Consider the following 20,461-nt stretch of genomic DNA (forward strand, 5'->3'; position numbering starts at 1 on the left):
GTCGCCCACCGGCGGGGGCCCGGCAGTCCGGTGCGGGGCCGACATCGGTGGAGATTTGTCGGCCGGCCGTCAGGACAGCGAGGAGAAACCTGGTCCCGCGCCACACTTCGATGTGTCACGCGCACCGGGCGGGCCCCGGAGAAAAAGCAACGCAGCCGGGGCCCGCATCGCGAGGAGCGGGCCCCAGCTACGTCTAACGCCTCAACGTCAGGCGGGAACGATGTTCTCCGCCTGCGGGCCCTTCTGGCCCTGCGTGACGTCGAAGGTCACCTTCTGGCCTTCCTGGAGCTCACGGAAGCCCTGGGCGGCGATGTTCGAGTAGTGGGCGAAGACGTCGGCGCCGCCGCCATCCTGCTCGATGAAGCCGAAACCCTTTTCCGAGTTGAACCACTTGACAGTGCCACTGGCCATTTTTATCTCCTTCGGGGCAATGCTGCCCGGGGGCCCGCACTGTGCGAACCCCGCGTCGCCTCAGAATGATTACCCCGTCCGGAAAAGCACCGGAAATACAAAAGCGCGCCCACCGGCACATAAAGTCGGCGAGAGCACTTGAAGTCTTCGGGAACCACAACTGCAACTGACGACTACAGTAGCACGGTGCATGCACATGAGTACGGGACGTCTTGTCGATCCCGGGCCGCGCACCGGAAAATCAAGCGGGGCCGCCGGAGAATTTTCCCGGAGCCGCGATCGGGGAATATTCTCCGGTTCTTCACCCTGCGGCTACTCCCAGGGGCGTATGCGGGGCACGCCGGAGCCGCCTAGCGTGAATGGCGTGAACCGGGAGATGACCCTCGAACGTCTGCTTTTCCGTGTCAGGGCGGTGCCGCCGCTCGCCTCCGATCTGCTGGTGGCGGCATGCGTGGGCCTGTTCACGGCGGCCGACGCCGCCGTGAACGATCCCGAGTACCGGCAGGCCGACTGGTTCACCTGGCTGCTCGTCGCTGATCGCGCTGGTCGCCAGGCGCCGCAGGCCCATGCTCGTCGTCACGGTCACGGGTGCCGCCTGCGCCGGCTGGGCGCTGTACGGGCACATCGGTGAGCTGCTGAATCTGCCGGTGATCGTGGCGCTCTACACCGTGGCCGTCCAGGGTGACCGGCGGCGCACGGTGTGGACCGGGGCGGTGGCCGCCGTCGTATCGGGCACCGTGGCGCTGCTGGTGGGGCACGTCGTACCCGTGCTGCTCGGCGAAGCGGTCCGTACGCGGCGGGAGTTGCTGCACGAGTACGAGGCCAGGGCGGCGCGCGCCGAGGAGGACCGCGAGCGGGAGGCGGCGCGTCGGGTCCATGAGGAGCGGGTACGTATCGCGCGCGAACTGCACGACATCGTCGCCCATACGGTGACGGCGATGACCGTGCAGGCGGGCGTGGCCCTGGACGCGCTCGACGCGCGGCCGGAGATCTCCAGGAAGGCGATGCGCCAGGTGCGTGACTCGGGCAAGGAAGCCGTCCGTGAACCGGAGTAGCCACCGACTCCGGGTGACGGATGCCGGCTGGCGCCCCTCTCCGTAGCGTCGGAAGCATGATCGAAGCAACGGAACTCACCAAGCGATACGGCGGCGGGAACGCCGTCGACAAGCTGTCGTTCACCGTGCGGCCCGGCAGGGTGACCGGCTTTCTCGGCCCGAACGGGGCGGGCAAGTCGACCACCATGAGGCTGATCCTCGGGCTCGACACCCCGACCGCAGGCCGTGTCACCGTCGCGGGCAAGCGCTACGCGGAGCTCGCCGCGCCTCTGCGTACCGTCGGCTCACTTCTGGACGCCAAGGGCGTGCACGGCGGCCGTTCGGCGCACCAGCACCTCGCCGCCCTCGCGGCGAGCAACGGCATCCCGGGACGCCGCGTCGACGACGTACTGGACCTCGTCGGCCTGCCCGCCGACACCGCTCGCACCCGGACCAAGGGCTTCTCGCTCGGGATCGCCGCCGCGCTGATCGGTGACCCCGAGGTGCTCATCCTGGACGAACCGGTCAACGGCCTCGACACCGAAGGCGTCCGCTGGATCCGCGGACTGATGAAGTCCCTTGCCGCGCAAGGCCGTACGGTCTTCCTCTCCAGCCATCTGATGAGCGAGATGGAACTGACCGCCGACCATCTCGTCGTGATCGGTCGCGGCAGGCTCATCGCCGACACCACGATGCGCGACTTCATCACCGCCAACTCCCGGTCCCACACGCTCGTCCGCTCCCCGGAGCCCGAGAGGCTGCGGGCGCTGCTGGAGGCCAGGGGATGGGGCGTACGGCTGGACCCCGGCGGTGGCTGGCGGGTCGACGGCACCGATGCCACCGCCATCGGCGACCTGGCGCGCGACCACGGTCTCGCCGTCCATGAACTCACCCCGGCGCGCTCCACGTTGGAGGAGGTCTACACGGCGCTGGCGGGCGACTCGGCCGAATACCGCGCCGGCGAGGCCACGACCGGGGCGGAGGCGGTCCGATGACGAACGACAGTCTTGCCGCGCGGGCCGGATTCCGGCAGGCACTCGCCGCCGAGTGGATCAAATTCCGCAGTGTGCGCTCCACGGTCCGGACGACGGTCGCCACCGCCGTGGTCCCTGTCGCCGGGGCGGTGTTCGTCGCCGTGTCCGGGAGCCTCCAGGACGACGACACGGTCATCGGCGGCAGCCTCACCCTGGCCGTCGTCGCGCAGATGCTCGCCGCGGTCGTCGGCGCGATGACCATCACCGGCGAGTACGGCAGCGGCACCATCCGTACGACCCTCGCGGCCAGCCCGAGCCGGGGCACGGTCGTCGCCGCCAAGGCGGCACTCGTCGCCGGTCTGATGTACGCGATCGCCCTGGTCTCCTGCTCGCTCGCCGTCCTGGCCGGTGACGCGCTCCTGCCCGCCCGGTACGCGACCGGGGAGCCGCTGCCGGCCCTCTTCGGCATCGCGGGCTCCTTGGCCGTGGCAGGGTTGCTGGGCCTGGCCGTCGGTACGCTCGTACGGCACTCGGCGGGCGCCGTCACCACCGTCATCGGCCTGCTCCTGCTGCCGTCCCTCTTCGGTCCGCTCTTCGGGGAGGCGCGGCGCTGGATCGCCGGTCTGTCGCCGACCGCCGCACTGGAGAAGCTGACGCAGACCTCGGACGCGACAGCCGAAACCGTCGGCAGCCTGGGGCCCTGGCCGTCGCTGTGGCTGGTGGCCGGCTGTACGGCGGCGCTGCTCCTGGTCGCCGTCGGGGCGCTGCGCCGCCGCGATGTCTGATGGTGGCCCGGCGCGGTGGGTCAGGGTGTGTGGACGTACGGCGTGGTCGTGCTCAGCTCCTCGAAACCGAGCCGCCGCAGGATGGGGCGGCTCTGGCTCGACGCGTCGACCTGGAGGTAGCGGTAGCCGCGCTCGGCCGCCAGGCCCGTACGGAAGGCGACCAGGGCGCGGTAGAGACCCCGGCCGCGCCAGCCGGGGACGGTGCCGCCGCCCCAGAGGCCCGCGAACTCCGTGCCGGCCGGCAGCTCCATCCGCGCGGCGCTCACCGGCGTGTCACCGGCCATGGCGAGGGCGGCGGCGACGCTCCCCGGTGCGGCGGCGAGCTGGGCCAGCAGCCGCTCGCGGATGTGGGTACGGTCCGTACCGAACGCCCGCTCGTGGACCTCGGCCATCAACTCCACGCCCGCCGCGTCGGTCACCGCGACCAGCCGCACCCCCTCGGGCACCGCGACATCGGTCGGCAGGCCGGCCGCCTCGGCGATCATCAGCGTCTCCGGCGGCTCGGGCGTGAACCCGGCGGCGGCCAGCCGGCCCGCGAGGTCGTGGGGCGCGTCGTGGGAGTAGAGCTTCCACTCGAACTCCAGGCCGAGGGAGGTGAAATGACGTATCTGCTCGGCGATCGCGGTATCCGCCGAGCCTTCGTCCAGATCCGACCACAGGACCCCGTTCCAGCCGCCGTCCGACTCCTGCTCCGAGTCCGGTCCGGCTCCGCCTGCGGGGGCCGCCGTCTGGCGGACCACGGCGCCGACCCGTTCGACCACGGCCCCGGGGCTGTCGGCCGGGGCTTCTCTGCGCATCTGGCGGTCGAACAGCGCGCGTACCGCTTCGGTGTCCATCGGCCCACCTCAGCGGAGCGCCACCGGCGCCGCAACCGGGTTTTCCGTGGCGCCGCCGGTCAGGCCGCCTTGCGGGTCTCGGTGAGCCGGGCGAAGGCGACGACGTTGCCCTGATACCCGGTCTTCTCGGTGAACGCGCCGCCGCAGGTGATCAGGCGCAGTTCCGGCGCCCCGGTCGGGCGGTAGACGCTCTTCGCCGGGAAGTCCCGCTTGCTGAAGCCCTTCACGCCGTACACGGTGAACACGGCCGTGGTGCCGTCGGCGCGCGTCACCTCGACGCGGCTGTCCCTGGCGAGCCGGCCCAAGTCGTAGAAGACGGCGGGGCCTTCGCCGGTGTCGACATGACCCACGATCACCGATGTGCCCTGCTCGCCGGGTGTCACCGACCCCCGGAAGTGGCCCGCCAGTTCGGGTCTGGCGGGCGGCGGCGCCTCGATCCAGCCATCGGCGTCCAGCGACACGCGGGTCAGGGGCGCGTCGACGCGTACCGAGGGGATACGGATCCGGGTCGCCGTGGAGCCCGGCAGGGGAGGCGCGGCCCTCGCGGCCGTTCCGGCCGGACGCGGCATCGGGACGGCGTCCGCACGCGAGTCCGGGCCGGCGTCGGACACGGCGGGTCCCGCGCCGGTGGGCTGCGGCGGGAGTACGAGCCGGCTCTCGCTGCTGAGCCGCACCACGAAGATGCCGACGAGCAGCAGCAGCACGACCGTCGACCACCGGGAGGCCCGGAGCCTTTCCGTTTCCGTCATCACGCCGGCCGGCTGCGGACGAGACGGACCGCGCCGCCGACCGCGAGCGCGATGACCGCGCCGCCGACCGCGAGACCCGCCGTGTTCCGACCGCCGTCGGTGCTGCCACCGATGCCGGCCTTCACGCCCTTGTGCGCGCCGTCCGCATGGGTCTCGTGAGGCCGGGGCTCCGGGGGGCTCGGGTGCTCCGGCCGCAGCGGTTCCAGGGGATCGAGCGGGTCGAGCGGCGCCGGCGAGTGCGGCGGCTTGCCGGGCTTCCCGGGCCTGTCCGGCTTGTTCGCCTTTCCGGGCTTGTCGGCGATGCCGGTTGTGCCGGTCGTGCCGGACTTGATCATCAACGGTACCGAGCGGATCACACCGTCGCAGTCGAAGGTGATCTCGTACTCGGCCTCGGGCTTCACGTCGTCGAAGACCGTGGCCGACTTCTCCTCGCCCTCGGTCAGGGTGACGGTCTCGAACACTCCCGACGACACGGTCACGGTGGACGCCTCGCACCCGCTGCTCCGGATCGTCACCTCGTCACCGGGTGCGACCGCCTCGGGGGCCACGCTGAAGTCGAACTCCGCCTTGTCACCGGCGAACGCGGCCGGTCCCGCCCCGAGAACGAGGACGGCGGCGCCCGCGACCGCGGCCGAGGCCGTAGGGCCCGTCAGACAGGCCCTGGCTGTCGTGCGCATCGGATCTCCGCTCATGAGGGTCCCGGACGTCGGAGGCGTGCCACGGCGGGAAACGCCGAACGCGCCACACAGCGATCCCGACGCTAGAAGTGAGGAATTGTCAGCGCACTCCGGGGGCGCGCTCGTGCCCGCCAGTCGGGTTGCCGGGCGGGCACTCGGGTTACGGCGCCGGTGCGGTGAGGCGGCTGTGCCGACGAGGCAGCGGTGCCGGTGAGGCGGCTGGGGCGGTCGTGGCGGTTGTGGCGAACCGGGCGGAAGTGAACCGCCGGATTCGGCCCGGGATTTCGCGGAACCCGAACGGCGGACACACCGTGCGTGCCATGCTCGATAAGCACTCTTACCGGTGACTTCGCCACGGACGCACGGCGTGATTCGGGCATGGCTTGATACGGGGAGAGCGGATGGAATCGACTGGTGACTCCGCGCACGGCACGGACGGTTTACGCGAGGCGGAGACCGGCGCCGGACACACGCGCAAAGCGCTGCGCCGTGAGCGGCTGCTGACGACGGCGACCGACCTCTTCACGACCCGCGGCTACGTGGGCACCTCGATCGAGCGGATCTGCGCCACGGCGCATGTGTCGATCCGCGCGTTCTACGAGGAGTTCGAAGGGCGCGAGGCGCTGCTGATCGCGCTGCACAACGAGGTCGCGCGGGCCGGTATGGAGGCGACTCTCGCCGCCCTCGGTGATCCCGGGATGGACACGGCCGACACCCGGACGAGGGTGACCGCGCTGGGGCGCGCGTACGTGGGCGCCGTGACCGCCGATCCGGCCTCCGCGAAGGTCGCCTTCGTCGAGGTGATCGGGGTGAACCGAGCGGTGGAGGACCACCGGGTGGTCTGGCGCAGTCTGTGGACGGACTTCCTGACCGGCGAGGCGGACCGCGCCGTCGGGCGCGGCGAGGCGGTGCCGCGCGACTACACCCTGGCGATGGTCGCCCTGATCGGCGCCATCAACGAACTGATGGCGCACTGGGCCCGCAGCGGCGGAACGGTGCCGCGTGAGGTCGTGGCGGACGAGATGATCCACCACGTGCTCGCCACGATCGGTCATCCCGCCGGGGGTCGTCCCACCGGGCCGGGAGACGGCCCCGTACGCGGACGAGGGAGCGTGAGGCCATGAGCGGGCTCTGGCACCAGGTCATGCGGAGCATGTCCCAGCCGGACGCGTCGCCGGACGACGACATCCTCGCGCTGGCCGCCGCCGACATCGCCCTGCGCAACCATCCGGAACCGCCCGCCGACGCGGACGTCGTCCTGGACATCGCGCGGTCCGAGTTCGCCGCCGTACTGACCGTGCGGCAGGCCAGGGCGGCGCTCCAGAGGGCCCGTGAGATGGCCAGGGAACAGGCGGCGCAGGACCGGGAGCGTACGGACGGGAACGGCTGAACGGCAGTTCAGCGGGTTACGCCGACGCGGGAGCGGTCCGTCCGCTCGGTTAGCCTGAGTGGACGATGAACCGTTTGACGACGCCCTGGGGCGATCTCGACCTTGACCGCTTTCCCGAGCGGCCCCGCGACACGCTCCGGGCCTGGGACGCGGCCGACGAGTATCTGCTGCGGCATCTGGCCGGGGCCGAGGCGGAGGCCGGCCTTGATCTGTCCGGCACCGTGGCCGTCGTCGGCGACCGGTGGGGCGCGCTCGCCACCGCGCTCGCCCCGCACCGCCCCGTACAGATCACCGACTCGTACCTCACCCAGCGGGCGACCGGTGCCAACCTGCTGCGCAACGGCATCGACGCCGGCGCCGTACGGCTCCTGTCGGCACGGGACACACCGCCCGAGCGAATCGACGTCCTGCTGATCCGGGTGCCCAAGAGCCTCTCGCTCCTGGAGGACCAGCTGCACCGGCTGGCGCCCGCCCTGACTCCGGAGACCGTTGTCGTCGGCGCCGGCAAGGTCACCGAGATCCACACCTCCACGCTGAGACTCTTCGAGCAGATCCTCGGCCCCACCCGGACCTCGCTCGCCGTGAAGAAGGCGCGACTGATCTTCTGCGCGCCTGCCGCCGACCGTGTCCGGGACCGGTCCGCAGGCCGCGCGGCGGCGAGCCCCTGGCCGATCTCGTACACCGTGCCCGAGGGCGCCGGCGCCGCCTCGGGGCTGAGCGTCACCAACCACGCCGGGATCTTCTGCGCCGAACGGCTCGACATCGGTACGAGGTTCTTCCTGCGCAATCTGCCCCAGCGGCGCGGCCGGGAGCATGTCGTCGACCTCGGCTGCGGGAACGGCGTGGTCGGCACGGCCGTCGCCGTGGCCAATCCGGAGGCCCGGCTGACGTTCATCGACGAGTCCTTCTCGGCCGTGGCGTCCGCCGAGGCGACCTTCCGCAAGAACGTCGACACCGACAATCCGGTGGAGTTCGTCGTCGGTGACGCCCTGGCCACCGTGGCGGCCGGGTCGGCGGATCTCGTACTCAGCAACCCGCCGTTCCACAGCCATCAGGCGACCACAGATGCGACCGCCTGGCGGATGTTCACCGGGTCCCGGGAGGCGCTGCGCCCCGGCGGCGAGCTCTGGGTCGTCGGCAACAGGCATCTCGGCTACCACGCGAAGCTGCGGCGGCTGTTCGGCAACTGCGACGTGATGGCGAGCGATCCGAAGTTCGTCGTCCTGCGGGCCGTCCGGCGCTGATCGCCGCGGGCCGCGCCTCGCGGGCCGCGTATTCGGTCCCCGACGCGCTGACCGGCCCGAACTTGCCTTCCCCGACCTTCCGTTGGGCACACTGTGCCTGTGACGTCACTGCCGCAAGTTCCGCCCCAGGGCCAACACGGCTCGCAGACCGGCCACATGATCGTGTGTGGCGACGACGCGCTCGGCCACCGGCTGGCCGGTGAACTTCGTGAGGTCTACGGAGAACAGGTGACCCTCGTCGTCCCGCCGGTACGCGCGGAACGCCGGGACCCCGCGCCGCTCACCGGCCGTGGCAGGGCGTCCGCCCTCATCGGCCGGGTGTCGGCGGTCATGGCCCGCACGTACGGCCCCACGACCGGCGCTCCCGACGGCAGGACGGGCGATCCCGCGCTCCCGCGGCTCATGGAGGCCGCGGAGCTCGACACCGAGGTCCTCGTCGAGGCGGGAGTGGCCGAGGCGGCGGCGCTCGCGCTCGTCCACGACGACGACGAGGTCAACATCAGGACCGCCCTCGCCGCACGGCGTCTCAACCCCCAACTGCGCCTGGTCATCCGGCTCTACAACCGCAAGCTCGGCCAGCATCTCGAAGACCTGCTCGACCAGGCGGCGGCCGTCGCCGTCCCCGGTCTCGACATCGCCGCGCTCGACGCGTCCACCACCGTGCTCTCGGACGCCGACACCGCCGCCCCCGCGCTGGCCGCCACCGCCGTCGCCGGCACCAGCAAGATCGTCCGTGCCGACGGGCTGATGCTGCGGGCCGTGGAGCGCAATCCGCCGGGCCCCGGCGAGGTCGCCGACCCCGGTCTGTGCACCCTCGCCCTGCTGTCGTCCACGACCAACGACCCGGCGGGCGCGGAGGGTTCGGACAGCAGCGGCCACGACGGGCCCCGGCTGCTGCCCGACGACGCCAGCACCGCGGCGGCCACCGGCCGGGGGACCGTGGTCCTGGAGGCCGTCTCCCACGAGGGCGAGACGCTGTCCCGGCGGCGGACCATGGGGCGCGGCGCCCCGCTGGGCTCGCTCTTCTCGCCCCGGCTGCGCTGGTCGTTCGCGGGCATCGCCGCCGCCGTACTGGCCCTGGCCGTCGTCTCCTGGCTCACCACCGACGACCACCCGCTGCACGCGACGTACATCGTCCTGCTCGACCTGTTCGGCATCGGGGACCCCGCCACCGGCGAGGACCTGGACCGGCAGGTGGTCCAACTCCTGTCCGGAGTGGCCGGGTTGCTGCTGCTTCCGGTCCTGCTGGCCGCCGTGCTCGAAGCGCTGGGTACGTTCCGCAACGCCTCCGCCCTGCGCAGGCCGCCCCGCGGACTCTCCGGCCACATCGTGCTCCTCGGCCTCGGCAAGATCGGCAGCAGGGTGCTGGTGCGGCTGCGTGAACTCGACATACCCGTGGTGTGTGTGGAGGAGGACCCCGAGGCCCGGGGCATCGCTCTCGCACGGAGCCTGCGGGTGCCGACGGTGGTCGGCGACGTGACGCAGGAGGGCGTCCTGGAGGCGGCCAAGGTGCACCGGGCGCACGCCCTTCTCGCGCTCACCAGCGTCGACGTCACCAACCTCGAAGCGGCCCTGTACGCGCGCTCCGTCAAACCGGACCTGCGCGTCGCCCTGCGGCTGTACGACGACGAGTTCGCCACCGCCGTCTACCGGACGCTGCGCGCGGCCCACCCCCGGGCCCTCACCCGCAGCCGCAGCGTCTCCACGCTCGCGGCGCCGGCCTTCGCCATCGCCATGATGGGGCGTCAGATCCTGGGTGCGATCCCGGTCGAGCGCAAGGTGCTGCTGGTCGCGGCCATCGACGTGGCGGGACACCCGAGGCTCGAAGGGCGCACCGTCGCCGAGGTGTTCAGGCCGGGCGCCTGGCGGATCATCGCGCTGGACACGGCGGCGCCGGGGGACCGGCTGCCCGATCTCGCCGACACCCGGCGCGACCACGACGAGGACCGGACCGCCGGCCTGGTGTGGGAGCTGCACCCGGGGTACGTGCTGCGAGCGGAGGACCGTGTCGTGCTGGCGGCCACCCGGCGGGGTCTGGCCGAACTGATGGGCCGTCAGTCGACGCCGCCCCGGCCCTCCGTGCCCTGAGGCTCCGGCGGGGCGGGCCGCGCGGATATCGGCCACGGATGCGTCTGTTCCCGCCGTACTGCGAACAGCGCCGCTTCACGTAAGCCTCCGTCCCCCCGTACGTCACGCGACTGCCCTACTGTTCCCGTCACTTCACTCGTCTGACCGGAAGGCCGGGAACATGGGAAGACTCATGCGTACGACAGTTGCCGCGAGCGCGGCCGGGGCGCTGGCCCTGGTGGGTGCTCTGAGCCAGGCGGGCACCGCGGCCGCCGACGACCAGCTGCCGTACTCCTCTTCCACCGGGGTCGGGGTCCACAACGCGTACGAGAAGACGACCTTCCCGTACTTCGCGGACGCGCTGGACTCCGGTGCCGGGATGCTCGAACTCGACGTGTGGACCAATGTGTTCGGCGCCTCCTGGCGGGTCTCGCACAGCAACCCGCTCGGCAGCAACAGCAACTGCGTGAACGCCGCCAACGCCGGTGAACTGCGCACCAAGTCACGCGACCAGGGGCTGCCCGGCTGCCTCAAGGACATGAAGGCCTGGCACGACGCCAACCCCGGCCACCGGCCGATCCTCGTCAAGGTCGAGTTCAAGGACGGCTTCCAGGGCCAGGCCGGACGCGGCCCCGCCGCGCTCGACGCGCTCCTCGGCTCCACGCTCGGCGACGCGCTCTTCCGTCCCGCGGACCTCGTGGGCGGCAGCGCGAACCTCGACACCGCCGTCCAGGAACGCGGCTGGCCGGCGCGCTCCGCGCTCGCGGGCAAGTTCATATTCGAGCTGATCCCCGGCACCGTCGAGCAGCAGAACCCCCTCGACACCCTGTGGACCGACCGCGAGTACGCGACCCACCTGCGGGACCTCGCCGCCGCCGGCCGGCTCGGCGAGGCGGCGGCCTTCCCCGCCGTACTCGGCGCCGCCGCCGGGGACCCCCGTACCCGGTACCCGGACGCCTCGCTCCGGCCGTGGTTCGTCGTCTTCGACGGCTCGGCGTCCGTCTACGCCGCCGAGGGCTTCGACACCGCCTGGTACGACCAGCGGCACTACCTGGTCGTCATGACGGACGCCCACGCGGTGGCGCCCGCGATCGACGGCACGAACCCGACCGAGGCGCAGGCGCGCGACCGCGTCGCGATGCTGGCGCGCAAGCACGCGAGCATCGCTTCGGCGGACTGGTACCCGCTGCCGTCCGTTCTCGCCACGGTCGTGGAGCGCGGCGCGGGTCAGTAGCCGCCACCGCGTTGGGGTTGCGCGGTCTCTTGCCAGGCCGCGCAACCCGGCGGACACGCCCTAGGCACCCGGCGGGCCGTGCGCCCCCAGCACCGTCTCCAGCGTGTCCGCCTCCGACGCCGGTTTGTCCTCGCGGTGGCGCAGCACCCGCGCGAACCGCAGCGTCACTCCCGCCGGATAGCGGGACGAGCGCTGGAGCCCGTCGTAGGCGATCTCCACCACCAGCTCAGGACGCACCCGCACGGTGAAACCGTCGTCGTCCACCGCCATCTCCCGCAGACGCGCCGTCTGCCACTTCAGCATCGCGTCCGTCAGACCCTTGAACGTCTTGCCCAGCATCACGAACGAGCCGTCCGGCCGCCGGGCGCCCAGATGCAGATTCGACAGGCGGCCGGTGCGCCTGCCGTGCCCCCACTCGGCGGCCAGCACCACGAGATCCAGCGTGTGGACCGGTTTGACCTTCACCCATCCGGCCCCGCGCCGGCCCGCGCTGTACGGGGTGTCGAGTGCCTTGATCACGACGCCCTCGTGGCCCCGTTCCAGCGTGATGCGCAGGAACTCCACCGCCTCGGCGGCGTCCGGCCCCGGCACCACGACCCGCCGCACCCGCATCGGCGCCGGGACCAGCCGGTCCAGGGTCGTACGGCGCTCGGCGTACGACAGGTCCAGCAGCTCGTCACCGTCGGCGGCGAGCACGTCGAAGAAGACCGGCGACAGCGGCAGCGCGACGGCCGCCGCCCGTACGTCCGTGCGCGAGCCGACCCGCCCCGCGACCTCCTGGAACGCGCGGGGCCTGCCGTCCGTGTCCAGGGCGATGACCTCCCCGTCCAGGATGAAGCGGTCACCGTCCAGAGCGAGCGCCGCGGCGGTCACCTCCGGCAGCCGGTCGGTGATGTCGTCGAGAGTGCGGGTGTAGACGCGTACCGCGTCACCCTCCCGGTGGACCTGTACGCGGATCCCGTCCAGCTTCTCCTCCACGGCGCACGGCGCGAGCCGCTCCACGGCCTCGGCCACGCTCCCCGCCGTCTGCGCGAGCATCGGCAGCACCGGCCGGCCCACGGTCAGCCGGAACTCCTCCAGCGCCCCGGGACCGTCCGCCAGCAGCCGCTCCGCGACGCTCTGGAGCGACCCGGCCAGCATCACCGCCCGCCGGACGGCCGCGGGCGGCGCCTCCGTCGCCTGCGCGAGCGCCTCCCCGGCGACGGCGTCCAGCGCGCCCTGGCGCACCTCACCGAAGAGCAGCGCGATCAGGAACCGCTGTTCCTCCTCCGTCGCCGCGCCCAGCAGGGACTGGACCAGCCGTCTGCGCTCGGCCTGCGAGCCGGGACCGGCGACGGCGGCGAGCGCGGTGACCGCCCGGTCCGCCTCATGGATGGTCAGCGTGGCCGTGTCCGCCGCCGGTACGGGGTCCTTCAGCGCGTGCCGGCCGACACCGATCCGCCCCTGGGGAAGCCGGCCCGCCAGCCACGGGATGACGACAGGCACGTCGGCGGGCCCGGCCGCGCGGAAGAGCTCGGCCAGCAGGGCGATCTTCCGGGACCGCGCCGACGTGGCCGCGACCTCCCGTGAGACCTGAGCGAGCGTGGCCAGCAGCATGCGGCCATCCTGCAACGCCTCGTGCCCGCGCGCCCTTCCAATCCGCGCGGCCCCGCGCCGGGCGGCGGGGCGCGGGAGAGCTAGGGTCTGTCACCAGAGGCCCTAACCTGGGCGGTCCGGCCGACAGACGGCGGAGGGGTGAGCGAGCGTGAGCCACGGGGACAGTGACGCCGGCGCCCACCGCGCACGCGCCGACCCCGGGCTCTTCGGCCCCAACTCCGTCACCTGGCAGCTGCACGGCGACCCGATGATGTGGATCGCCGGCGTCCGTGCGTTCTACCTCCAGGCCCTGCATCCGCGCGCCGTACGCGGCGTCATACAGAACAGCGACTTCAGGAAGGGCGCCTGGGGGCGGCTGAAGCGCACGGCCAACTTCGTCGGCACCATCAGCTACGGCACCACCGAAGCCGCCGAGAAGGCCGGTGCCCGCGTCCGCCGCATCCACACCCACCTCAAGGTCACCGACCCCGTGACAGGTGAGCGTTACGGCGTCGACGAACCGGACCTGCTGCTCTGGGTGCACTGCGCCGAGGTCGACTCCTACCTGCACCTCCTGCGCCGCTCCGGCCTCCCGGTCACCGACGCCCAGGCCGACCTCTACATCGACGAACACCGCGAAGGCGCCCGCCTCGTGGGCCTCGACCCGGCGCTCGTGCCCGCCAACAGGGCCGAACTCGCCGCGTACTTCGAACGGGTACGACCGGAGCTGGCCGCCGGCCCGGAGGCGCGCGAGGTGGACGACTTCCTGCGCCGTCCGCCCGTCCATCCGCTGCTCGTCCCCGCCCGCGCGGTGCTGTGGCGGCACGCGTCGGCCCTCGCGTACGACTCACTGCCGGGCTACGCCCACGAGTTGTACGGCAGAGCGGCCCCCGATCCACGGCGGGTGACCCGCCGACTGGTCGTCACCGGGGCGGTCCTGCGGGCCGTCCCGGGGTGGCTGCGCCGGCGCATCCCACCGGGCCACATCAGAGGCGCGATGGCCAGGCTGGGACGTGAGACCCGGCCCCGCCCACGCGAACTCGGGCGACAGGCTGCCAAACTCCGCAGACAGGCGGCCATACTGGACGGGCCGGGGAGGGCGCAGCGAGGTGACGGGGGCGACAGCAGGCGATGGCGGAAACCAGTCTGATCCAGGGCCGGTACCGGCTGCTCGATCTGATCGGGCGCGGTGGCATGGGCGAGGTGTGGCGGGCCCAGGACGAATCGCTGGGCCGGCACGTCGCCGTCAAATGCCTCAAGCCGCTCGGCCCGCAGCAGGATCAGTCCTTCACCCGGGTGCTGCGCGAACGGTTCCGCCGGGAGGCGCGCGTCGCGGCGGCCCTCCAGCACCGGGGCGTCACGGTCGTCCACGACTTCGGCGAGCACGACGGTGTGCTGTATCTCGTGATGGAGCTGCTCGAAGGGCGTAACCTCAGCCAGCTCCTGGAGGACAACAGACAGGGTCCGCTCGCGGTGCCGGACGTCGTCGACATCGCGGAGCAGGTCGCGGACGCGCTCGCGTACACACACGAACAGGGCATCGTGCACCGGGACTTGAAGCCCGCCAACATCGTGCGGCTGACCGACGGCGCGGTGAAGATCTGCGACTTCGGCATCGCCAGACTCGGCCACGACATCGGCTTCACGTCCAAGCTCACCGGCACCGGCATCGCGATGGGCACACCGCACTACATGTCGCCCGAGCAGATTGGCGGCGGGCACATAGACCATCGCAGCGATCTGTACTCGCTCGGCTGTGTGCTGTACGAGATCGCCACCGGCGTCCCGCCCTTCGACCTGGACGACGCGTGGGCCGTCCTGGTCGGGCACAGGGACACCGCGCCCCGGCCGTTGCGGAGCCACCGGTCCGAACTGCCGGAGTTCCTCGACACGATCGTCCTCGACCTGCTGGCCAAGACGCCCGATGAGCGTCCGTCGGACGCGACCGCGCTGCGGCACCGGATCATCGCCGCCCGGTCCATCTCCGAGCACCCCGAAGCGCCGGGACGCTACGGCCGTTACGGACGCGAGGGCCGGGAGAGCCACCGGTCGGCTCTGTCGCCCATGCTCGCCCACCCGCCGTCGGCCGCCGGCTCCACGTCCCACGGGCACGCCGCGGGCGGTCGGGACCCGCGAGCCGCCCGGCTGCCCTCCTGGACGTACGGCATGACCGTCGGTCACAAGGCGACCGGCTCCTCCGCCCTGCGCACCACGCCGCCCGACCACACGGCGGGACTCACCGGCGAATGGACCACGCCGTCGGGACCGGCGGGGACCTCCGCGGGCGGGTACGCGCCGCCTGAACGCCCCACGCCATCGCCGGAGCAGATCGCCGTGCTCAACAGCCGGCACAGCGCGGGCCTCAGCCTGGGCAGGCTCGGCCGCTGGGACGAGGCGGGCGAGGTGCACCGCTCGGTCGCGGCCGAGCGGGAGCACATGCTCGGACCCGACCATCCCGACACCCTCGGCAGCCGCTACGAGGTCGGCTTCACCCTCAGCCGGACCGGCCGCACGTCGGACGCGCTGCGGGAGTTCGTCCGGGTCACGGAGGGCCGCGAACGGGCCCTCGGTCCCGACCACCCGGAGACCCTGGCCGCGCGCCAGGAGACGGCGTACGTCCTGGGTCAGCTCGGCAGGCACTTCGAGGCGCACGAGGTGTACGCGGCGGTGCTCGCCTCCCGTGAACGGACCATGGGGGCCGACCATCCCGACACCCTGCGCTGCCGCCACAACCTCGCGTTCAACCTCAGCCGGCTCGGCCGGATCGAGGACTCCTTCCGGATGGCGCTGGAGGTGGCGGAGGCGCGCGGCAGGGTGCTGGGCGCCAACCACCCCGACACGCTGGTGACGCGGTACGAGGTCGCGTACGCGCTCGGCATGCTCGGCCGCTGGACGGAGGCGCTCCAGACGTACCGCGAGGTCGCGGCCGGCCGCACCCACGCGCTCGGCGGCGACCACCCCGACAGCCTGGCGGCGCGCTACGAGGTCGGCATAAGCCTGGGCCGGCTCGGCCGCAGCGCCGAGGCCCTGGAGCTGTACCGGGGCCTCGTGGACGACCGAACCCGGGTGCACGGCCCCACCGACCCCGAGACGCTGCGCGCCCGCCACGGCCTGGGGGTGAACCTCGGCCGGCTCGCCCGCTGGGAGGAAGCCCTCGCGGAGTCCCGCGACGTGTGCGCGATCCGCGAACGGGTGCTCGGCCCCGACCACCCGGACACCCTGGTCAGCCGCCGCGAGGTCGCCGTCGGCCTGGGCTGGCTGAGCCGCTGGCCCGACGCCCTTGCGGTCTACCGCAGTGTGGCGGAGTCCCGCGAGCGGGTGCTCGGCCCGGACCACCCTGACGCCCTGGCCAGCCGCAACGACGAGGCGCACTGCCTCGAACAACTGGGCAGGGGCGGCGAGGCCGTGGAACTCTACCGCCGGGTGGCGGCCCTACGACAGCAGCGCGAGGCGGGGCGGCACTAGGGTCTGCCTTCTGGACGAGGCCCCAGAGCGGTGTTCCAGAGGCCCGGCCCGTGTCCCGCCCCGTCCGCCGGTCGGACCGGGGCGGGGTCCCGTCGGGGCCCGGGACGTGTTACCAAGAGCCATGCCCGCACTCGCCTCTCCCGCCCGCGCCTCCTACGACGCCGTGATCGTCGGCGGCGGTCACAACGGACTCGTCGCCGCCGCCTATCTCGCCGGGGCCGGGCGCTCCGTTCTCGTACTGGAGCGTCTTGGACACACCGGCGGGGCCGCCGTCTCCACCCGGCCCTTCGCCGGTGTCGACGCGCGTCTCTCCCGCTACTCGTATCTCGTGTCGCTGCTGCCCCGGAAGATCGTGGACGAGCTCGGGCTGCGGTTCGCCGTACGGAAGCGGACCGTCGCCTCGTACACACCCGTCGAGCGCGGCGGGCGGCCGACCGGACTGCTCGTGGGCGGCGGGGCCGACCGTACGAGGGAGTCGTTCGCCGGGCTGACCGGAGGCGACGCCGAGTACGCGGCCTGGCAGGACTTCTACGCCTCGACCCTCCGCGTCGCCGGGCGCGTCTTCCCGACCCTCACCGAACCGCTGCCCGCGCGCGCCGAGTTGCGCGCCCGGATCGACGACGAGGCCGCCTGGCGCATGCTCTTCGAGGAACCGATCGGTGTCGCGATCGAGGACCGGTTCGCCGACGACCTCGTACGCGGTGTCGTCCTCACCGACGCGCTGATCGGCACCTTCGCCGACGCCCACGACCCGTCCCTCGTGCAGAACCGCTGCTTCCTCTACCACGTCGTCGGCGGCGGCACCGGTGACTGGGACGTGCCGGTCGGCGGTATGGGCGCGCTCACTGACGCCCTCGCCGTCGCCGCACGCGCGGCCGGCGCGGAGATCGTCACCGGCCACGAGGCGACCCGCGTCGAGACGGACGGCAGCCACGCCGAGGTCGCCTTCCGTACGGAGGCGGGCGACACCGGAAGCGTCGCGGCCCGCCACGTCCTGGTGAACGCGTCCCCGCAGGCGCTCGCCACCCTCCTCGGCGACGCGCCGCCCGCCCCGCCCGCCGAGGGCGCCCAACTGAAGGTGAACATGCTGCTGCGCCGGCTCCCGCGGCTGCGCGACCGGAGCGTCGACCCGCGCGAGGCGTTCGCCGGGACGTTCCATATCGCCGAGGGCTACCGGCAGTTGGCGACGGCGTACGAGGAGGCGGCCGGCGGCGGGCTGCCGTCGGCGCCGCCCTCCGAGATTTACTGCCACTCGCTGACCGACCCGTCGATCCTGGCCCCCGAGCTGGCCGAGCAGGGCTACCAGACCCTCACCCTCTTTGGACTGCACACACCCGCGCGGCTGTTCGCCGACGCCAACGACACCGTCCGCGACGAACTGCTCAAGGCGACTCTGGAGCAGCTCGACGCCCATCTGGCCGAGCCGATCGCCGACTGTCTGGCCGTGGACGCGGAGGGGCGGCCCTGTATCGAGGCGAAGACACCCGTCGACCTCGAACGTGAACTGCGCCTGCCCGGCGGCCACATCTTCCACCGTGATCTCGCGTTCCCCTACGCCACCGCCGACACGGGCCGGTGGGGCGTGGAGACCGCCCACGCGAACGTGCTGCTGTGCGGGGCGGGCGCCGTGCGTGGCGGCGGTGTCAGCGGCGTGCCAGGACACAACGCCGCGATGGCCGTGCTGGAGTCGGGCCGGGCTCCGTCCGTCGGTGCGTAGGGCCCTTGAGCCGTACGGCTGACGTCCCGTTTGTCTCCTTTGGGCCCCGGGTACACGGAGTCGGCGCGTCAGCGGCGCCGGCGAGGAGGCGGAGCATGAGCCAGAGCGGGGGCCCGGCCATCGGGACGGTCACCACGAAAGTCCCGGCGCGACTCGACCGGCTGCCCTGGTCGCGCCGGCACTGGATGATCGTGATCGGCCTCGGCACCGTATGGATCCTGGACGGGCTCGAAGTCACCGTCGTCGGCAGCATCGCGAGCCGTCTCTCCGAGGACGGCAGCGGCCTGCCGGTCACCGACTCGGAGGTCACCGGTCTGGCCGCGGCCCTCTATGTGGCCGGCGCCTGCTCGGGGGCGCTCTTCTTCGGCTGGCTCACCGACCGGTTCGGCCGCAAGAAGCTCCTCATCGTCACGCTCGCGGTCTATCTGATCGCGACCGCGCTGACCGCCCTCTCCTTCAACGTGTGGTGGTTCGCCGCCTTCCGCTTCCTCACCGGATTCGGCATCGGCGGCGAGTACGCGGCCATCAACTCCGCCATCGTCGAGCTCATCCCCAGCAAGTACCGGGGCCGCGTCGATCTCGTCATCAACGGCAGCTTCTGGCTCGGTGCCATGGCCGGGGCCCTGCTCTCCGTCCTCGCGCTGAACACGAGCGTCTTTCCCAAGGATGTCGGCTGGCGGCTGACCTTCGCGCTAGGAGTCGTCCTCGGGCTGGTCATCCTGCTGGTCCGCCGGCATGTCCCGGAGAGCCCGCGGTGGATGTTCATCCACGGACACGACGAGAGGGCCGAGGAGATCGTCTCCGGCGCGGAGCGCGAGATCGAACGGGAGACCGGGAAGAAGCTGCCGGAGCCCCGCGGGTCCCTCACCGTCGAACAGCGCAGGAGTATCGGCTTCGTCGAGATCGCGAAGACGCTCTTCCGGGTCTACCCCGAGCGCGCGACGCTCGGCTTCTCGCTCTTCGTCGGCCAGGCGTTCCTCTACAACGCCATCACCTTCGGCTTCGGCACCATCCTGGTGAACTTCTTCGGCGTGTCCAGCGGTTCGACCGGTTACTACTTCGCCGCCATCGCACTGGGCAACTTCCTCGGACCCCTGCTGCTCGGGCGGCTGTTCGACACCGTGGGCCGCAGGCCGATGATCGCGGGGACGTACATCATCTCGGGGCTGCTGCTCTTTCTCACCGCCTGGTTCTTCAACGAGGGCTGGCTCAACGCGGCCACCATGACCGTCTGTTGGGCCGTGGTGCTCTTCTTCGCGTCCGCCGGGGCCAGCTCCGCCTATCTGACCGTCAGCGAGATCTTCCCCATGGAGACACGCGCCATGGCGATCGCGTTCTTCTACGCCATCGGTACGGCGGCGGGCGGAATCTCCGGGCCGCTGCTGTTCGCGAGCCTCACCGACAGCGGGGTCGTCGGGGACGCCGTCATCGCCTTCTGTGTCGGCGCCTCGCTGATGGTCGCCGCCGGTGTGGTCGCCGTGCTCTTCGCCGTCGCCGCCGAGGGCAGATCGCTGGAGGACATCGCCAGGCCGCTGTCGGCGCGCGAGTGACACACCAACCTGGTGCGGACGCCTACCCGGAGACGTTCTTCATCTCGATCGAGGCGATGCGGCCGACGTTGTCGAACAGGACGTGGGCCGTGGCACCGCCGGGCAGATCGGCGCTCACCCGGTCCGCCTCCTGACGCTGCGTCAGCCCGTGATGGCCGAAGTACCCGCTCACCACGGTGCGGGCCGAACTCCCCGCGAGCAGGTTCGCGCCCGTCAGCAGGACCCGCGGCAGCGTGATGCCGTCGGGCACGGCACGCGGCACCTGCGGGTCGTCCGGCACCATGTACAGACGGCCCTCGGGGGAGGCCTGGACGCCGAGGTAACCGGCCGCGCCGAGCGCGCCCATCGCCCCGAACGCGAGGGTCTCCACCGCGAACCCGGGGTCCTCGAACGCCGACAGGTCGACCAGGTCGGTGGTGAACTCGGGGATGCCGTGGGCCTCACCCAGCCGCCGTATCCCGTTCGCCGCGCCGACGACGGGTGACCGGCCGAAGCCGGGGTTCGCCCAACCCCACAGCCAGGACTCCTCCGAGATGTCGAAACTGCCGAGCACCGAGATACGCAGATCGCGGCCCGCCTGGCGGTAGAGACGCTGGTCGAGATCGGCGGTCCACGGACCGGCCGGCATGAACTCGGTGAAGGCTTCGAGCTGTTGGGCGCCCCAGGCGGCGTGCCGCTCGGTCAGCCGGAGGAACGGGTCGCTGAAGCTGGTGGTCGCGTTCATCCGGAAACCCTAGTGCGTGGCCCCTGGAC

The 20,461-nt window shown here is 72.2% G+C and carries 19 protein-coding genes; 13 read left to right on the top strand and 6 right to left on the bottom strand.

Annotated features, from left to right (window positions below; genetic code table 11):
• Positions 1-207 precede the first annotated feature (207 nt).
• A complete protein-coding gene (locus tag OIE74_RS36655; protein ID WP_329391583.1) occupies positions 208-411 on the bottom strand; it encodes a cold-shock protein in 204 nt (67 codons plus the stop codon).
• Positions 412-775: 364 nt separating this feature from the next.
• On the opposite strand from OIE74_RS36655, the gene OIE74_RS36660 reads away from it, so the two are divergent.
• From OIE74_RS36660 to OIE74_RS36675, 4 genes are read left to right on the top strand one after another with little or no spacing between them, the layout of a single operon-like run.
• Positions 776-1,042 carry a hypothetical protein gene (locus OIE74_RS36660; protein ID WP_329391587.1) on the top strand — a complete coding sequence of 89 codons (267 nt, stop codon included), beginning with the start codon at positions 776-778 and terminating at the stop codon, positions 1,040-1,042.
• Entirely contained in the window at positions 978-1,466 is a 489-nt protein-coding gene (locus tag OIE74_RS36665) for a sensor histidine kinase (protein WP_329391589.1), read from the top strand. Before OIE74_RS36660 ends, OIE74_RS36665 begins: the two co-directional genes overlap by 65 nt.
• Positions 1,467-1,522: 56 nt before the next feature.
• Positions 1,523-2,440, top strand: coding sequence for an ATP-binding cassette domain-containing protein (locus tag OIE74_RS36670; protein ID WP_329391591.1), 918 nt, complete (start codon positions 1,523-1,525; stop codon positions 2,438-2,440).
• Complete coding sequence (locus OIE74_RS36675; RefSeq protein WP_329391592.1) at positions 2,437-3,204, top strand: ABC transporter permease subunit; 768 nt, start codon at positions 2,437-2,439, stop codon at positions 3,202-3,204. Before OIE74_RS36670 ends, OIE74_RS36675 begins: the two co-directional genes overlap by 4 nt.
• 20 nt (positions 3,205-3,224) lie before the next feature.
• On the opposite strand, the gene OIE74_RS36680 is transcribed toward OIE74_RS36675, so the two are convergent.
• The 3 genes from OIE74_RS36680 to OIE74_RS36690 are packed head-to-tail and all read right to left on the bottom strand — an operon-like array spanning position 3,225 to position 5,466.
• The gene (locus tag OIE74_RS36680) at positions 3,225-4,040 is read right to left on the bottom strand and encodes a GNAT family N-acetyltransferase (RefSeq protein WP_329391595.1); all 816 of its coding nucleotides are present in this window, start codon (positions 4,038-4,040) and stop codon (positions 3,225-3,227) included.
• Between the two features lie 59 nt (positions 4,041-4,099).
• Positions 4,100-4,789 (bottom strand): class F sortase, encoded by a 690-nt coding sequence (locus OIE74_RS36685; protein ID WP_329391598.1) that lies wholly within the window; start codon positions 4,787-4,789, stop codon positions 4,100-4,102.
• Positions 4,789-5,466: a hypothetical protein gene (locus OIE74_RS36690; RefSeq protein WP_329391601.1), complete on the bottom strand. Its 678-nt coding sequence runs from the start codon at positions 5,464-5,466 to the stop codon at positions 4,789-4,791. Before OIE74_RS36690 ends, OIE74_RS36685 begins: the two co-directional genes overlap by 1 nt.
• 401 nt (positions 5,467-5,867) lie before the next feature.
• On the opposite strand from OIE74_RS36690, the gene OIE74_RS36695 reads away from it, so the two are divergent.
• The 5 genes from OIE74_RS36695 (at position 5,868) to OIE74_RS36715 (ending at position 11,401) form a co-directional block, all read left to right on the top strand.
• Complete coding sequence (locus tag OIE74_RS36695; RefSeq protein ID WP_329391603.1) at positions 5,868-6,590, top strand: TetR/AcrR family transcriptional regulator; 723 nt, start codon at positions 5,868-5,870, stop codon at positions 6,588-6,590.
• The gene (locus tag OIE74_RS36700; protein WP_189105758.1) at positions 6,587-6,856 is read left to right on the top strand and encodes a hypothetical protein; all 270 of its coding nucleotides are present in this window, start codon (positions 6,587-6,589) and stop codon (positions 6,854-6,856) included. Before OIE74_RS36695 ends, OIE74_RS36700 begins: the two co-directional genes overlap by 4 nt.
• Positions 6,857-6,921: 65 nt before the next feature.
• A complete protein-coding gene (locus OIE74_RS36705) occupies positions 6,922-8,100 on the top strand; it encodes a methyltransferase (RefSeq protein ID WP_329391605.1) in 1,179 nt (392 codons plus the stop codon).
• Positions 8,101-8,256: 156 nt separating this feature from the next.
• The gene (locus OIE74_RS36710) at positions 8,257-10,188 is read left to right on the top strand and encodes an NAD-binding protein (RefSeq protein ID WP_329392563.1); all 1,932 of its coding nucleotides are present in this window, start codon (positions 8,257-8,259) and stop codon (positions 10,186-10,188) included.
• 160 nt (positions 10,189-10,348) lie between these two features.
• On the top strand, positions 10,349-11,401 hold the full coding sequence (locus OIE74_RS36715) for a phosphatidylinositol-specific phospholipase C domain-containing protein (RefSeq protein ID WP_329391606.1): 1,053 nt from the start codon (positions 10,349-10,351) through the stop codon (positions 11,399-11,401).
• 60 nt (positions 11,402-11,461) lie between these two features.
• On the opposite strand, the gene OIE74_RS36720 is transcribed toward OIE74_RS36715, so the two are convergent.
• A complete protein-coding gene (locus OIE74_RS36720; protein WP_329391608.1) occupies positions 11,462-12,997 on the bottom strand; it encodes an ATP-dependent DNA ligase in 1,536 nt (511 codons plus the stop codon).
• Between the two features lie 148 nt (positions 12,998-13,145).
• Between OIE74_RS36720 and OIE74_RS36725 the strand changes: the two genes are divergently transcribed.
• From OIE74_RS36725 to OIE74_RS36740, 4 genes are all read left to right on the top strand, one after another.
• Entirely contained in the window at positions 13,146-14,126 is a 981-nt protein-coding gene (locus tag OIE74_RS36725) for an oxygenase MpaB family protein (protein WP_329391610.1), read from the top strand.
• Entirely contained in the window at positions 14,108-16,441 is a 2,334-nt protein-coding gene (locus OIE74_RS36730) for a serine/threonine-protein kinase (protein ID WP_329391613.1), read from the top strand. The genes OIE74_RS36725 and OIE74_RS36730 overlap by 19 nt, the downstream gene beginning before the upstream one ends.
• 121 nt (positions 16,442-16,562) lie before the next feature.
• A complete protein-coding gene (locus OIE74_RS36735; protein ID WP_329391615.1) occupies positions 16,563-18,158 on the top strand; it encodes a phytoene desaturase family protein in 1,596 nt (531 codons plus the stop codon).
• A gap of 95 nt (positions 18,159-18,253) precedes the next feature.
• The gene (locus tag OIE74_RS36740) at positions 18,254-19,708 is read left to right on the top strand and encodes an MFS transporter (RefSeq protein WP_329391617.1); all 1,455 of its coding nucleotides are present in this window, start codon (positions 18,254-18,256) and stop codon (positions 19,706-19,708) included.
• A 22-nt stretch (positions 19,709-19,730) separates the two neighbouring features.
• Here the strand turns inward: OIE74_RS36740 and OIE74_RS36745 are convergent, their stop codons facing one another.
• A complete protein-coding gene (locus tag OIE74_RS36745; protein WP_329391620.1) occupies positions 19,731-20,432 on the bottom strand; it encodes a DUF6882 domain-containing protein in 702 nt (233 codons plus the stop codon).
• Positions 20,433-20,461 lie beyond the last annotated feature (29 nt).

The sequence above is a fragment of the Streptomyces sp. NBC_01716 genome, from assembly GCF_036248275.1.
Taxonomy (GTDB): domain Bacteria; phylum Actinomycetota; class Actinomycetes; order Streptomycetales; family Streptomycetaceae; genus Streptomyces.